At 72.2% G+C, this 14610-nt stretch carries 12 protein-coding genes; 6 read left to right on the plus strand and 6 right to left on the minus strand.

Features of this window, described 5'->3' with window-relative positions:
• Positions 1–128 precede the first annotated feature (128 nt).
• Entirely contained in the window at positions 129–1430 is a 1302-nt protein-coding gene (paaK, locus tag Drose_RS21055) for a phenylacetate--CoA ligase PaaK (protein ID WP_260723004.1), read from the plus strand.
• A 285-nt stretch (positions 1431–1715) separates the two neighbouring features.
• On the opposite strand, the gene Drose_RS21060 is transcribed toward paaK, so the two are convergent.
• Complete coding sequence (locus Drose_RS21060) at positions 1716–2156, minus strand: DUF309 domain-containing protein (RefSeq protein ID WP_260723005.1); 441 nt, start codon at positions 2154–2156, stop codon at positions 1716–1718.
• 83 nt (positions 2157–2239) lie between these two features.
• On the opposite strand from Drose_RS21060, the gene Drose_RS21065 reads away from it, so the two are divergent.
• Positions 2240–2503, plus strand: a complete 264-nt coding sequence (locus tag Drose_RS21065) for a hypothetical protein (RefSeq protein WP_259856062.1) — start codon at positions 2240–2242, stop codon at positions 2501–2503.
• A gap of 48 nt (positions 2504–2551) precedes the next feature.
• Here Drose_RS21065 and Drose_RS21070 read toward each other — a convergent pair whose 3' ends face one another.
• The gene (locus tag Drose_RS21070; protein ID WP_260723006.1) at positions 2552–3343 is read right to left on the minus strand and encodes a maleylpyruvate isomerase family mycothiol-dependent enzyme; all 792 of its coding nucleotides are present in this window, start codon (positions 3341–3343) and stop codon (positions 2552–2554) included.
• Positions 3344–3474: 131 nt separating this feature from the next.
• On the opposite strand from Drose_RS21070, the gene Drose_RS21075 reads away from it, so the two are divergent.
• A complete protein-coding gene (locus Drose_RS21075; protein ID WP_260723007.1) occupies positions 3475–4437 on the plus strand; it encodes a phosphatase PAP2 family protein in 963 nt (320 codons plus the stop codon).
• Between the two features lie 108 nt (positions 4438–4545).
• Here Drose_RS21075 and Drose_RS21080 read toward each other — a convergent pair whose 3' ends face one another.
• Together Drose_RS21080 and Drose_RS21085 are read right to left on the minus strand one after the other, a co-directional pair.
• On the minus strand, positions 4546–5205 hold the full coding sequence (locus Drose_RS21080; RefSeq protein WP_260723008.1) for a GntR family transcriptional regulator: 660 nt from the start codon (positions 5203–5205) through the stop codon (positions 4546–4548).
• A 41-nt stretch (positions 5206–5246) separates the two neighbouring features.
• A complete protein-coding gene (locus tag Drose_RS21085; RefSeq protein ID WP_260723009.1) occupies positions 5247–5414 on the minus strand; it encodes a hypothetical protein in 168 nt (55 codons plus the stop codon).
• A 109-nt stretch (positions 5415–5523) separates the two neighbouring features.
• Here Drose_RS21085 and Drose_RS21090 point away from each other — a divergent pair, with 109 nt between their 5' ends.
• Entirely contained in the window at positions 5524–9246 is a 3723-nt protein-coding gene (locus Drose_RS21090; RefSeq protein ID WP_260723010.1) for a SpoIIE family protein phosphatase, read from the plus strand.
• Between the two features lie 17 nt (positions 9247–9263).
• On the opposite strand, the gene Drose_RS21095 is transcribed toward Drose_RS21090, so the two are convergent.
• Entirely contained in the window at positions 9264–9626 is a 363-nt protein-coding gene (locus Drose_RS21095; RefSeq protein WP_260723011.1) for an LppU/SCO3897 family protein, read from the minus strand.
• 234 nt (positions 9627–9860) lie between these two features.
• Between Drose_RS21095 and Drose_RS21100 the strand changes: the two genes are divergently transcribed.
• Positions 9861–10265 (plus strand): hypothetical protein, encoded by a 405-nt coding sequence (locus Drose_RS21100; RefSeq protein WP_260723012.1) that lies wholly within the window; start codon positions 9861–9863, stop codon positions 10263–10265.
• Positions 10266–10340: 75 nt separating this feature from the next.
• Positions 10341–11444: a magnesium and cobalt transport protein CorA gene (locus tag Drose_RS21105; RefSeq protein ID WP_260723013.1), complete on the plus strand. Its 1104-nt coding sequence runs from the start codon at positions 10341–10343 to the stop codon at positions 11442–11444.
• A gap of 663 nt (positions 11445–12107) precedes the next feature.
• On the opposite strand, the gene Drose_RS21110 is transcribed toward Drose_RS21105, so the two are convergent.
• Entirely contained in the window at positions 12108–14597 is a 2490-nt protein-coding gene (locus Drose_RS21110; protein ID WP_260723014.1) for a DNA gyrase/topoisomerase IV subunit A, read from the minus strand.
• Between the last annotated feature and the right edge of the window lie 13 nt (positions 14598–14610).

The following is a 14610-nucleotide window of genomic DNA, read 5'->3' on the forward strand; positions in this document are numbered from 1 at the left end:
CCCCGGCGGGAACATGCCGTTTCGATCTCGACGGTCGGCGGACACGGCGTGGTGACCGCCGAGGGTGCACTCGACGTCAGCACCTCGCCCGGCACGCGCATTCCGAGCCGCGGGTGCAGGATGCAAGGGTGCGCGACGTCACCGTTGACCCCGCCGGCCTGGAGCCGATCGAGACCGCGTCCCGCGACGAGTTGGCCGCCCTCCAACTCGACCGCCTGAAGTGGAGCCTGGCACACGCCTACCGGAACGTGCCGCACTACCGGCAGGCGTTCGACGCCGCCGGGGCGCACCCGGACGACTGCCGGGACCTCGCCGACCTGGCCAAGTTCCCGTTCACGACGAAGGACGACCTCCGACACCAGTACCCCTTCGGCATGTTCGCCGTTGCCCGGGAACGCGTCGTGCGCGTCCACGCCTCGTCCGGTACCACCGGAAAACCCACCGTCGTCGGCTACACGCGGCGGGACATCGACACCTGGGCCGACCTGATGGCGCGCTCCATCCGCGCCTCCGGCGGCCGGCCCGGCGACATCGTGCACGTCGCGTACGGGTACGGCCTGTTCACGGGCGGCCTCGGCGCCCACTACGGCGCGGAGCGACTCGGCTGCACCGTGGTGCCGGTGTCCGGTGGCATGACCGAGCGGCAGGTCATGCTGATCCGCGACTTCCGGCCGGACATCATCATGGTCACGCCGTCGTACCTGCTCGCGATCGTCGACGAGATGGCGCGGCAGGGTCTCGACCCGCGGGAGAGCGCGCTCCAGGTCGGTATCCTCGGCGCCGAGCCGTGGACGAACGACATGCGGGCCGAGATCGAGTCGCGGCTCGACATGCACGCCGTTGACATCTACGGGCTGTCCGAGGTGATGGGGCCCGGCGTCGCGAACGAGTGCGTGGAGACCAAGGACGGCCTGCACGTCTGGGAGGACCACTGCTATCCGGAGGTGGTCGACCCGGTCACGGGCGTTCCGGTGCCCGACGGCGAGCCCGGTGAACTGGTGTTCACCTCGCTCACCAAGGAGGCGATGCCGGTGATCCGGTACCGCACCGGCGACCTGACCAGGCTGCTGCCCGGCACCGCCCGCACGATGCGCCGGATGGAGAAGGTCACCGGCCGTAGCGACGACATGATGATCGTGCGCGGCGTGAATGTGTTCCCGACCCAGATCGAGGAGATTCTCCTGCGGATTCCGGCGCTGGCGCCCCATTTCCAGTGCGTGCTCTCCCGTCGCGACCGTTTGGACACGCTGACGGTACTGGCCGAGCGCCGCCCGGGAACGCCGGAAAGCGTGGCGCTCGACGCCGGTACCGCACTCGGCGCCACGGTGAAGAGCACGATCGGCGTCACCGTGGAGGTGCGGGTGCTGGATCCGGGCGGCGTCGAGCGCTCGGCCGGCAAGATGCGCAGGGTGGTCGACGAGCGGCGGTGACGCGAGGTCCCCGAACCGGCAGTGTGACGGGACGCCCGGAGTCGGCGGCGTGCTGACCCGTTGACTGGAGAAAGGGCAAGGTCCAGGCCGCGTCGCGGTGCCGTGCGGTCGTCCGTCAACCCCGGGTGTCGCGCTACGGGATGGTGACGCACCGTCTGGTCCCTCATGATCGCCGCTGGCCCCGGCCGACTTCATGATCATGGGAAAGATCTGGCTATCGGGGCAGCCACATCTTTCCCATGATCATGAAGTCGAGCGGCATGGCGCCGGACGCCCGGCCATGGTTCAGGCGCGTGACCGCCTGAGCCTGGGCGCGCCCGCACCACCGGCGCAGAAGGCCACCAGGCCGTCGACGTCGATGTCGTGCGGCGGGTCGGCGCGGTACTGCGCGATCCGCTCCCCCGCCCGCTGGAGCAGGCGTCGCGCGCCCGCGGGGTTGCCGCGCCGGGCGTGGGTCAGCCCGACCGCGAGTTGCGCCAGGCCTCGCCACAGTTCGCGTTCGATGTCCGGCGCAGCCTTCCACGCCGCTTCGAGCACCTCGTGAGCGTGGAACGGCCGATCCTCGTCGAGGAGCCGCTGCGCCTGCTCAAGGGCCTCAGCGGGGGTGACACTCAGGTCGTCCGGCATCGTCGGCACCCCTTCGGCGCCGCGCGGCAGCGGGCGGCCGAGCCCGTCGCGGGGCCGCGCGTTCCGGGCCCGGCCAGCCTCGTCCCGATCACGTTCCACGCCCTCAACGCTACGTCACCGGCCGACCACGGCCGCCGCACCCTGTCCGGTAACGTCGCTCGATGTCCGGCATGATGTATCGCGTGACGCAATGGGAGTACGCGAGACTGGAGTACCGTGCGGCGGGCACGCTCGGCACGGACAAGTTCGAGGACTGGGACGCGGTGTTCCACCACCCCGGCGGAGTCCAGCGCTGGGGCACCGACGAGCGGTTCAACGACCTGCGGCACCTCAACCGCGCCGGCGCCGAGGGCTGGCAGGCGTACGATCGCGCCGCGATGATCATCGGCCAGCCGCACCGCCTGCACGCGGTCACCTACTCGCTGCGCCGGCCCGTCGAGCCCTGACGCGACCGGCGGTGACGGAACGCGCAGGGGAACAGGGTCGGCCGGCCGTCAGAAGCCGGGGAATATCGTCCGGAGGTCGTCCAGGGACAGGTCGCCCGTCACCTTGACCGAGCCGGGCGTGTGCTTCGGGGCGAGCCGGCCGGCGACCAGCCGAAGCCACGCCTCCAGCGGCAGCGACAGTTCGCCGTCCGCGGTGGCCGGCGGGCCGGTGAGCTCGACCTGGTCGGCGATCCGCAGGCCCAGGCGCTCGTCCCGGTCGGTGAGCGTCAGCAGCAGGTGACCGGCGCGGCCCTGGAGACGCTCCGGCTTCGCGACCCAGCCGAACATCGACCCGACGCGGTCGGCCATCAGTTCCGCGGCCTCCGGGGCGAGGGTCGCCGACGGGTCGAACGCGACCCGGATGTCCCAGTCGTGGAAGCCGAACTCGGTGAGCCGCAGCAAGGCCGAGGTGGCGACGTCGACGGGCTCGGGCAGGAAGCCGACGTCGACGCGGTGCGACGCGCGCTGAGCGGGGTCGAGCGACTCGTACGCCTCGACGAGGCGCTCGTTCGCCACGGGGAACGCCGCCTGCCGCTCCTGCGCGGTCATCCCGTCCCAGCGGGCCCAGACGCCCTGGTTGAACTCGAACCGCGGTGCCGGACGGCCTTCGAGCGAGGCCCGCACCGCCTCGAGGTTGATCTCGGCGCCGCTGCCCAGGTGGCTGACGACCTGCGAAACGTCCCACTCGGCCGCGGCGGACGGGCTGGTCAGCCGCTCGGGTGTGAGGCCGCGGACCAGCGCGGTCAGGTCGTCGTGGCCCTTGCGGAGGGCGGCGATCGCGAGATCGGCTCGGCTGCTCATCGTGCTCCTTGGTTGGCAATGGGGGGTTTTATTGAAGCATAAACTATCGTACCGCTCGAGTGACGGACGACTCGCAAAGGCTTCCCAATCAGCAATCTTGCCTGTTTGGCAACATCAGGTACGTTCTGATCGTGAATACGGGGGCGGGACTCGATGAACGGCACGGCACTGCCAGACGACGCCCACGTGCGTGGACGGAGCTGCTCCTGGTGGTCGGGCTGTTCCTGGCGTACAAGGCGGGACGGCTCCTCGTCGACGGGCGGGTGAGCGACGCCTTCGCCAACGCCGGCCTGGTCTGGCACGTCGAGCGGGCGCTGCGCCTGCCCGACGAGGCCGGCTTCCAGCAACTCCTGCTCGGCAGCGACGGCCTGATCCGCGCCGCCAACATCTACTACGCCGTGGTGCACTTCCCGGCGACCGTGGCATTCCTGCTGTTCATGTACTTCTTCCGACCCGAGCATTACGTGCGGTTCCGCAGGATGCTCGCCTGGCTCACGGCGATGGGTCTGGTCATCCACTTCGCGTTTCCGCTCGCCCCGCCGCGGATGCTCGGCGGGCTCGGCCTGGTCGACACGGCCGCGGCCTACGGTCCGTCGGTGTACGGGCCGCCGCAGACCGACACGCTGAGCAACCAGTACGCGGCGATGCCGTCACTGCACGTGGGCTGGGCGATCGTCGTCGCGGCCGGGCTGATCGTCGCGACCCGCAGCCGCTGGCGCTGGCTGTGGGCGGTTCACCCCCTGCTGACCACGATCGTGGTCGTGGGGACCGCCAACCACTACTGGATCGACGGCCTGGTCATCGGCGCGCTCGTCGCCGGTCTGCTGACAGCGACGGCGAAGCACACGACCGCGGTGCCGGAGATACCGATCAACGAGGAAGCGCTGATCAACGCCGGAGCAGTGGTCGGCGCGGGAGGCGCACTCCGCACGGAAACAGCGATCAACGCGGGAACAACCACCGCGCCGCCGAGCGACAGCACCATCGACGAGCCCGCCGTCGTCGTCGCCGCGCATGAGGGGGCGATCCGGGCCGTACCGCTGCAAGTGCCGCACATCGTGAACACCGAACCGGCCGGGGAGCCTGCTCGGTGACGGTGTGATGGCGGAACTACCCTCTGGCGAGATACGGCTCGGCGTCGTATAGTTGAACGTGAGACCGGCGTCTTCCCCCGTGGATGCCGGTCTTCTTACGTCCAGGTGTCAGTCGCCCACCCGGCCGCGGATCGCCCGGATCGCGTTGAGGTTGTGCTCCCGCGCCGCCGTCTCCAGTTTCGCCGCGTCGTGCGCGTCGGACTCCAGCAGGTCGATCAGCGCGTCGTGCTCGTCGACCGCGGCCGGCAACCGCACCGCCGGATACAGCGAGGCCAGGACCCGCGAGGCGGCGATCCGGACCCACATGCCGTCGAGCGCCTCGATCATGTAGCGATTGCCGCAGCACCCGTAGAGCGTGCGGTGGAACCGCCGGTGCAGTGCCATGATCCGGCCGTGGTCGAGCGGCTGGACCGTGGCACCGGCGCGCAGCTCGGCGTTCAGCGCCCGGGCCTCGGCGATCCGCTCCGCGGTGACGCGCGGCGCCGCCGCGGCGAACGCGTAGCCGTCCAGCAGCGCCAGCATCTCGACGAGTCGCTCCCACTCCTCGTCCTGCAGGGTCGCCACCCGGGCGCCGACGTTGCGCTCGAAGTGGACGAGACCCTCGGCCTCGAGCCGCCGGATCGCCTCACGCACCGGCACGGGGCTGACGTCGAGCTCGCGGGCCAGGCTGCTGAGCACCAGCCGGTGCCCGGGACCGCATCGGCCGTCGATGATGCGCCCACGGATCTCGCGATAGGCGAGCTCGTGCTTGGAGGGCTCAGGTTGCACGTGCGGATTCCGCTCTTGACATGGGCAGGTGCCCGCCACAATCATATACGATCGATACCGGGAATGTCCGGTGAGCGCCGGTTCGCCATCGGTGGTGCGGCTGATGTCGACGGGGGCAGGCGCGCCACGGATGGCGAACCCCGGCCGTCCGCATCCACGCCCACGGCGCCACCGACGAGCGCGGTTGCCGGATAGCCATCGACGAGCATGACTGCAACGATAGGGCACCGCCTCGACCGGGACCGCAACCGTCCGGAGTGGACATCCGCCGGCCGTCACGGTCCTGTGCGGGACAGCGGTAGTGCGTAGGCTGGGTGCATGGCTGACCCGACCCCCGACCCGTTCTTCGGGGACACGGAGGTCAGCCGCGATCTCGCCGCGGTCGACTGGGCAGCGACCCCGCTGGGCCCGCCCGCCGGCTGGCCGCAGAGCCTGCGCTCGGTCGTGCGCATTCTGCTCGGCTCCCGGTTCTCCATGTGGATGGCGTGGGGGCCGGAGCTGACGTTCTTCTGCAACGACGCCTACCGCCGCGACACGCTCGGCAAGAAGTACCCCTGGGCGCTCGGCCGCCCGGCCGCCGACGTGTGGGCGGAGATCTGGCCCGAGATCGGCCCCCGCATCCGCACGGTCATCGACACCGGGGTCGCGACGTGGGACGAGGCGCTGCGGCTCTTCCTCGGGCGCAGCGGCTACACCGAGGAGACGTACCACACCTTCTCCTACAGCCCCCTCACCGACGACGCCGGCGCGATCGCGGGCATGCTCTGCGTGGTCAGCGAGGACACCGACCGGGTCATCGGCGAGCGGCGGATGGCGACGCTGCGGGACTTGGGCTCCGACTTCGGCGCGGAGCCCGCCGGCATCAGCGACGCGGAGGTGTTCGCGACCGCCGCCCGGCACCTCGGCGGCCGCGCCGACGACCTGCCGTTCACGCTGATCCACCTGTTCGAGGACGACGAGACCCCGCGGCTGGTGTCCAGCACCGGCGTCCCGGCCGGCCACCCGATCCTCGACCCGGCGGGTGGGCCGCGCTGGCCGCTCGCGGAGCTGGCCCGCGGCGTCCCGCTGACGCTGGGCGGGCTGACCGGGCTGCCGGCCGGGGTGTGGCCCGAGCCGCCGGCCGAGGTCCGCCTGGTGCCGCTCGCGAGGCCCGGCGGCGGCCGGCCGTACGGGTTCCTCGCCGTCGGCCTGAACCGGTACCGTCCCTTCGACGCCGCCTACTCCGGCTTCATCGACCTGCTCGCCGGCCAGATCGCGGCCCGGCTGACGACGGCGCGCGCCTACGAGGCCGAGCGGCACCGCGCCGAGTCGCTCGCCGAGCTCGACCGGGCCAAGACGGCGTTCTTCACCAACGTCAGCCACGAGTTCCGCACGCCGCTCACACTGCTGCTCGGCCCCACCGAGGACGCGCTGGGCGACCGGGCGTCGCCGCTGCCACCGGTTCAGCGGGCGCGTCTGGAGGTCGTGCACCGCAACGCCGAACGGCTGCTCAAGCTGGTCAACACGCTGCTGGACTTCTCGCGCCTCGAGTCCGGGCGGTTGGAGGCCCGGTTCGAGCCGCTCGACCTCGCCCGCGCCACCGCGGAACTCGCCGCCATGTTCGCCCCCGCGGCGGAGCGGATCGGGCTCGCCCTGGTCGTCGACTGCCCGCCGCTGCCGCAGCCGGTCCACGCCGACCGCGAGATGTGGACGAAGATCACGCTCAACCTGCTGTCCAACGCGTTGAAGTTCACCTTCGCCGGTTCGATCACCGTGCGCCTTGCCGCGGCCGGGGACGCGGCCGAGCTGAGCGTCACCGACACCGGCGTCGGCATCGACCCCGCCGACCAGGGCGCGCTGTTCGACCGGTTCCACCGGATCATGGGGACCCGGTCCCGCACCCACGAGGGCTCCGGGATCGGGCTCGCGCTCGTCGCGGAGCTCGCCGCGCTGCACGGCGGGACGGTCGCGGTGCGCAGCGCACCCGACGCGGGCAGCACGTTCACCGTCCGCATCCCCTTCGGGAGCGACCATCTGCCGCCGGAGCAGCTCGCGCCGGCCACGGATGCGGCGGTGGTACCGCATGAGCGTGGCTACCTGACCGAGGTCGACCGCTGGGTCGAGGCGCCGCGACCCGCGCCGGCACCGCCGCGTCCGCCCCGGGCCGCGCCGCGGGTGCTGGTCGTCGACGACAACGCGGACATGCGCGACTACATCCGCCGCGCCCTGGATGCCGACTACCGGGTGGTGGAGGCGACCGACGGCGCGGAGGCGCTGGCGATGTGCCGGGCGAACCCGCCGGAACTGGTCGTCACCGACGTCATGATGCCCGACCTCGACGGCTTCGACCTGGTCGCCGCGCTGCGCGCGGACGAGGTCGGCGGGCACCTGCCGGTCATCATGCTCTCGGCGCGGGCCGGTGACGAGGCGACCGTCGAGGGCCTCGACGCCGGCGCCGACGACTACCTCGTCAAACCGTTCTCGCCGCGCGAGCTGCGCGCCCGGGTGCGGGCCAACCTGGAGTTCGACCGGCTCCGCCGGACCCGCGACGAGCTGCAGCGCAGCCAGGAGCTGCTCGACCAGGCGCAGCGCCTCGCGGCCGTCGGTAGCTGGGAGATCGACCTGACCACCGGCGCCGTGCACGGCTCCGGCGAGTTCCTGCGCCAGCTCGCGGTGACCGCCGAGCAGTTGCTCGACGAGCGGGACCTGATCGGCATCAACCGGCGCGTGCACCCGGACGACCGGCCCCGCGTGGAGGCCGCGCTGGCGGCGGCGGTCCGCGGCGAGCCGCTGGACTACGAGGCCCGCGTCGCGATGCCCGACGGCACGCTGCGGGTGTTCCACACGATCGGCGAGCTGGAGCGCGGCGCCGCCGGCGAACCGGTCCGGCTGCGCGGCTCCAACCAGGACGTCACCGAGCAGCGCAGGACCGAGCAGGCGCTCGCCACGGCGGCCGCGGCGCAGGAGGCCGCGGCCCGGGAGCACCGCATCGCCGACCAGTTGCAGCGCAGCCTCATGCCGCCGGTGACGATCCGCCCCGAGCACCTCGACCTGGCCGCCTACTACCGGCCGGGCGTGGCCGGCACGCAGGTCGGCGGCGACTGGTACGACGTGATCGAGCTCGGCGCCGACCGCACGGCCCTGGTGATGGGCGACGTCATGGGCCGCGGGGTGCCGGCGGCCGCCGTCATGGGCCAGCTCCGGGCGGCGATCCGCGCGTACGCCCGGCTGGACCTGCCGCCCGCCGACGTGCTCGAGTACCTCGACGGGGTCGTCCGGGACCTGCGCGAGGACCAGATCGTCACCTGCGTGTACGCGGTCTACGACCCGGGCGAGCGCAGCCTGACGTACGCCAACGCCGGTCACCTGCCGCCCCTGCTGCTGCTGCCGGGCGCCGCACCGCGCCCGCTGACGGCGTCGGGCCCGCCGCTGGGCACCGGCCCGCTCACGCTCGCCGAGGAGCGGGTGGAGCTGCCGGTCGGCGCGCTGCTGACGCTCTACACCGACGGTCTCGTCGAGCACCGCGACCGGGACCTCGACAGCGGCATCTTCGCGCTCGCGGCGCTGGTCGGCGAGATCACCGGGCCGCTCGCCGACGTCCCGGACCGCCTGGTGTCACGGCTGCTGCCCGACGGCCCGGACGACGACATCACGCTGCTGCTCACCCGCGTCGTCGGCGAGCCGGGCGACGAGCAGTCGGTCATCCAGCACATGCCGGCCCGGGAGAGCGCGGTCCGCGACGCGCGCAGGCTCGTCGACACCACGCTGCGCCGCTGGTCGGCGCCGCCGCGGGTGGTCGACGACCTGGTGCTGATCGTGAGCGAGCTGGCCGCCAACGCCGTGCTGCACGGCCGGCCGCCGATCCAGCTACGGCTGCGCCGCGCGACGACGCACGTGGTGCTGGAGCTGCACGACACCGCACCGTACCTGCCGCGCAAGCAGCGCCCGACCCCGGACGACGAGCACGGCCGGGGCCTGCAGTTGGTGTCGTCGCTGTGCGACCGGTGGGGCACCCGCCCGACCGCCGACGGCAAGGCCGTGTGGTGCATGCGGTCGATCTGAACTGGTGCCCCGGGCCGTTACTTCGTGGCCTTGAGGCAGAGGACGTCGCCCTTCTCGCCCTCCTTGCCCTGCCAGAAGGTGGCGGTGGTCTCGGGCCACTGGTCGCAGACCTTGGTGACGGAGACGGTCGACTCGATCCGCTCCTTGCCGCCGACCTTGCCCAGCACCGTGTACTGGGCGTCGGCGCTCGCGCAGTCCACGATCTTCAGCTCGTCCTTGCCGGTCTGCTGCAGGCAGTCGCCGGCCTTGGCGTTCATCGCCTGGTCGCGGTTCGCGTACCAGATTCCCGCGATGACCGCCACGGCGACCACCACCAGAATGATCACGCCGATGGGCGACCGGCGTTTCGCGGCCTGCGGTGGTCCCGCTGCGTCCGTCATGGTGTGCCTCCCGGGTATGTGTGTTCCCGGCAGGCTTATACGGCCGCGGACCGCGATCGCCCGCATGTGTCGTGATCCCGACGCGCCGGGCGCGGCCGGCTTCACCCCCGCCCGGCGCGGGCCGGGTCAGGACACGGCGATCGCGGTGTCCTGGCCACCTTCGCGGTGACGCCGAGCGTCCCGGACGCATCGAAGCCCCTTGAACCGTTCGCTACCCGGGAGTAACTTGACCGGATGCGAAGGGTGGCACTGGTCGTCGCGGCGGCCGGAATCCTGGTGGAAGGCCTGGTCGTCGCCAGCCTCCTGTTCGTGCTCGGCGGCGTCGTCGACGCGTACTCGATGTCGCTCAACGGCACCGACCCGTCCCATGCGCAGGCCGCGATCCGGGTGGCCGCGGTGGGGCTCGGCGTGCTGCTCGCCGCGCTGGCGGCGGCGCTGCTCCTGGCCGCGATACGCCGCCGGCCCGCCCGCGGACCGGCCATGGCCGGCCTGGTGGCGCAGTGCGTCGTGACGACGATCGCCGGCGTGGCCCTGGGCTGGGAGGTCTTCGGCGGCACGCTCCTCGTGCTCGGCACGCTGCTCTACGTGCTCCTCGACGAGCGGCCGGACCGGGGGCTGCGGCCGGTGAACCGGATCTGACACCACGTCGCCGACCCCGCGGGCGATCAACGCGGTAGCGTGTCGCCGGGCGCGACGCGAAGAGGGGGCCGGGGCGTGGAGCAGGCGAAGGTGGGCAGGCGCGTCGGGCGCCTGCTCGGACGGGTGCTGCAGCAGTTCCAGCCGCACGAGCGCCTGCCGCAGCTCCCACCCGACCAGGACCGCGACGACGCCGTCGTCGACTGCGCGCTGTACGTGCGTGGCGTGCGCCAGCCCGGCCGGCCCGCCTTCGAGGACGCGTACGGCGCGGCCAGACGCCGCCGCAACGGCTTCGTCTGGCTGGGGCTGTTCGAGCCGACCTGGGCGCAGCTCGCCGTGGTCGCCGACCTCGTCGGCCTGGACGAGGCGGCCGTCGACCAGACCCTCGCCAGGGACCGGCGGCCCGCCGTGGAGCGGCGCGGCGACGTGACGGTGCTGACGCTGCGCACCGCGCGGTACGTCGACCACGCCGAGCTGACGGCGACCTCCGAGGTCGTCGACACCGGCGCCGTGACCCTGCTGATCGGCCGGCACTTCGTGGTGAGCGTCCGGCACGGCGGGGCCGGCGCCCTCGCGGACGTGCGCGGCGGGCTGCAGGAGCGCCCGACGCTGCTCGGCCAGGGGCCGTGGTCGGTCGGCTACGCCGTCATCGAGCGCATGGTGGAGCTGTACCACGACGTGGCCACGCAGGTGGAGCAGGACGTCGAGCGGCTTGAGGAAACCGCGTTCCTGCGCGTCGGCGGCTGCGACGTCCAGCAGATCTACCAGCTCAAACGCGAGCTGGTGGAGTTCAAGCGGGCGGTGCTGCCGTTGCAGCAGCCACTGCGCCGGGTGACGGAACCGGCGATCGACGTGCCGCCGGCGCTGCGGCAGTACTTCCTGGACGTCCACGCCCGGCTCAACCAGGTCGTGGAGCGCGTCGGCTCGTGCGACGAACTGCTGGACTCGATCCTGCAGGCACGGCTGGCGCAGGTCGGCCTCGACCAGAACAACGACATGCGCAAGATCGCCGCGTGGGCCGCGATCGCCGCGCTGCAGACCGCGATCGCCGGCATCTACGGTATGAACTTCACCAACATTCCCGGGCTCAACTGGAGCTACGGTTTCGCGGTGGTACTGCTGGTGATGGCGGCCGGCGCCGTCGCGCTCCACCGGCTGTTCCGCAGATCGGGCTGGCTGTGAACGGGACGGGACGAGATGACGACCACGCCCCGACACCTGCCGCCGGCGAAGGCCGACAGCCCGGTGACGCTCGGCCGCTCCAGCACCGGGTCGCCCCGGAGAGCGCACGGTACAGGCCTTCGCAGCGGCGACGTTCTTCACCGCATCGTGGCGGGTGCCGGGTCGGCATGTCGGCCTGCACCAGCTCGGGAGGCGTCATCACCGAGGCGTTCCGCCCCGCACCCGTTCCACCGCTCTGCGGCTCTGCCGCTGTGCCGCGCTGCCGCTCTGCCGCTCTGCGGCTCTGCGGCTCAACCTCATGATCATGGGAAAGATCCGGCTGCCCCGATAGCCACATCTTTCCCATGATCATGGAGTCACCCAGCCCGGACCGCACCATCCCGCGCCCAGCGGGCTGGAACGGCGGGCCGCCCCGAAGTCAGGGCACGCCAGCCGGAAACCGCGTCCCGGCCCGCGGCCGCCGGCCGAGGAGTGCGGCCGAGACGGCCACACCGGCCGCTCGCGCATCACCTCTCCGGCCTGGCCCGGAACCGGCCAGCGCAGGGTCGGCACCGGAAGCAGCGAAGCCCGCCAGGACCGAAGCAGTCGGCGGCGCAAGACCTGCGGCCCGTCCCATCCGCCGGTCGGCGGGCGGGACGGGCCGAGGCGCGACGGGTCGAGGCGTCAGCCGCGCTCGACCAGGTGGCCGACGATCTCCGGGGCGCGGAGCTGGGCGCCGGAGCCGTCGCGGCGCTGGTCGACGGCGGGCAGGTCACGGGGCTCGCCCTTGCCGCTGGACGCCACCGGGCGCGGGCCGACCCAGGCCAGCACCAGCCGGGACTCGCCCTTGAGGAAGCGCTGGGCACGGACGCCGCCCGTGGCTCGGCCCTTCGCCGGATAGAGGCGCAGCGGGGTCATCTTGGCGTTGCCCATCGTCGCCGTGACGACCATCGGCTCGCCGTGCTCGGTGTCCTTCGTGTCGACGGCGCTGAAGTGCAGGACGTAGGCGTCGTCGGCGAGGCTGACGCCCGCCATGCCGCCGCCCTTGAGACCCTGCGGGCGGACCAGCTTGGCCGGGAACCGCAGCAGCGACGCGTCGGTGGTGACGAACACCAGGGCCTCGGCGCCGTCGGCCAGCCACGTGGCGCCGACGACCTCGTCGCCCTCACGCAGGCCGATGACCTCGAACTCGTCGGCGCGGACCGGCCAGTCCGGCTGGCAGATCTTCACCACGCCCTGCCGGGTGCCCAGCGCGAGGCCGGGCGAGGCGCCCTCGCCGCGCTCGGTGAGCGGGGCCAGGCCGACCACGGTCTCGCCGGATTCCAGCGGGACGAGCTCGGCGGTGGACATGCCGCCGCGCAGCGACACCGTGCCGGCGTGCTCGGGCAGGACCGGCAGCGGCAGCACGTCGACCTTGAACGCCCGTCCGGCGCTGGTGACGAGCAGGACCTGGCCGCGCGCCGTGGTGTGCGCCAGGGCCCGGACCACGTCGTGCTTGTCGCGCCCGGCCTTGCGGCTGCCCTCGGGCGCCTCCTCGGACTCGGCGGCGGTCCGCGCGACGAGGCCGGTCGCGGACAACAGCACCTGGCACGGGTCGTCGTTGACCTCGAGCGGCCCGGCCGGCACCGAAGCGGCGAGCACCTCCTTGAGGTCGCCGTCGATGAGCGTGGTGCGGCGCGGCTGGCCGTGCTCCTTCACGACGGCGGCGAGCTCGTCGGAGACGACCTTCTTGAGGACCTTCTCGTCGTCGAGGATGCGGCTCAGCGCGGCGATCTCCTCGTTGAGCCGCTGCTGCTCGGCCTCGAGCTCGATCCGGTCGTAGCGGGTGAGCCGGCGCAGCGGCGTGTCGAGGATGTAGGTGGCCTGGATGTCGCTCAGCCCGAACTCGCTCATGAGGCCGGCTTTGGCGGCGGCGGCGTTCTCGCTGGCGCGGATGAGCGCGACCACGCGGTCGATGTCGAGCAGCGCGATGAGGAGGCCGTCGACGAGGTGCAGGCGATCCATCCGCTTCTTGCGGCGGAACGCGGTGCGCCGGGTAACCACCTCATACCGGTGGGCGAGGAACACCTCGAGCAGCGCCTTGAGGCCCAGCGTCTGCGGCTGGCCGTCGACGAGCACGAGGTTGTTGACGCCGAAGGACTGCTCCAGGGGCGTCAGCCGGTAGAGGTCGGCGAGCAGCGGCTGCGGGTTGACGCCGACCTTGCACTCGATGACGAGCCGGGTGCCGTTCTCCCGGTCGGTGAGATCCTTGACGTCGGCGATGCCCTGCAGCCGCTTCGTCTTGTTGACCTCGTCGGTGATCTTCTCGATGACCTTCTCGGCGCCGACGCCGTAGGGCAGCTCGGTGACGGTGATCGCCTGCCGGCCGCGGCTGCCCTCGAGCGGGCCGATCTCGACGCGGCCGCGCATGCGGACGACGCCACGGCCGGTCTCGTACGCCCGGCGGACCTCGTCGAGGCCCAGGAGCATCCCGCCGGTGGGCAGGTCGGGACCGGGGACGAACTCCATGAGCTTGTCGAGCGTCGCGGTGGGGTGGTTGATCAGCCAGCGGGCGGCCGCGACGACCTCGCCGAGGTTGTGCGGGATCATGTTGGTCGCCATGCCGACGGCGATGCCGGACGAGCCGTTGACCAGCAGATTGGGGAACGCCGCCGGCAGCACGGAGGGCTCCTCGAGGGAGCCGTCGTAGTTGGGCCGGAAGTCGACGGTGCCCTCGTCGAGCTCACCGACGAGCAGCATCGCCTCGCGGGACATGCGCGCTTCGGTGTACCGCGAGGCGGCGGGGCCGTCGTCGGGCGAGCCGAAGTTGCCGTGGCCGTCGATGAGCGGGACGTTGAGCGAGAAGTCCTGCGCCATGCGGACCATGGCGTCGTAGATCGCGGCGTCGCCGTGGGGATGGTACTTACCCATGACGTCACCGACGACGCGGGACGACTTGACGTGGCCGCGGTCGGGCCGGTGGCCCTGCTCGCTCATCGAGAAGAGGATGCGGCGGTGCACCGGCTTGAGCCCGTCGCGCGCGTCGGGCAAGGCGCGGGAGTGGATGACCGAGTAGGCGTACTCCAGATAGGAGTCCTCGACCTCGGTGACGAGCGGATTGTCGAGGACCCGGGCTCCGGCCTGATCGAAAGCGGACAGGTCGGCCTTGGCGGTCTTGGTGGTCTTGCGTGCCATCTCGGGTTACGGA

The sequence above is a fragment of the Dactylosporangium roseum genome (assembly GCF_025264685.1).
Taxonomy (GTDB): domain Bacteria; phylum Actinomycetota; class Actinomycetes; order Mycobacteriales; family Micromonosporaceae; genus Dactylosporangium; species Dactylosporangium roseum.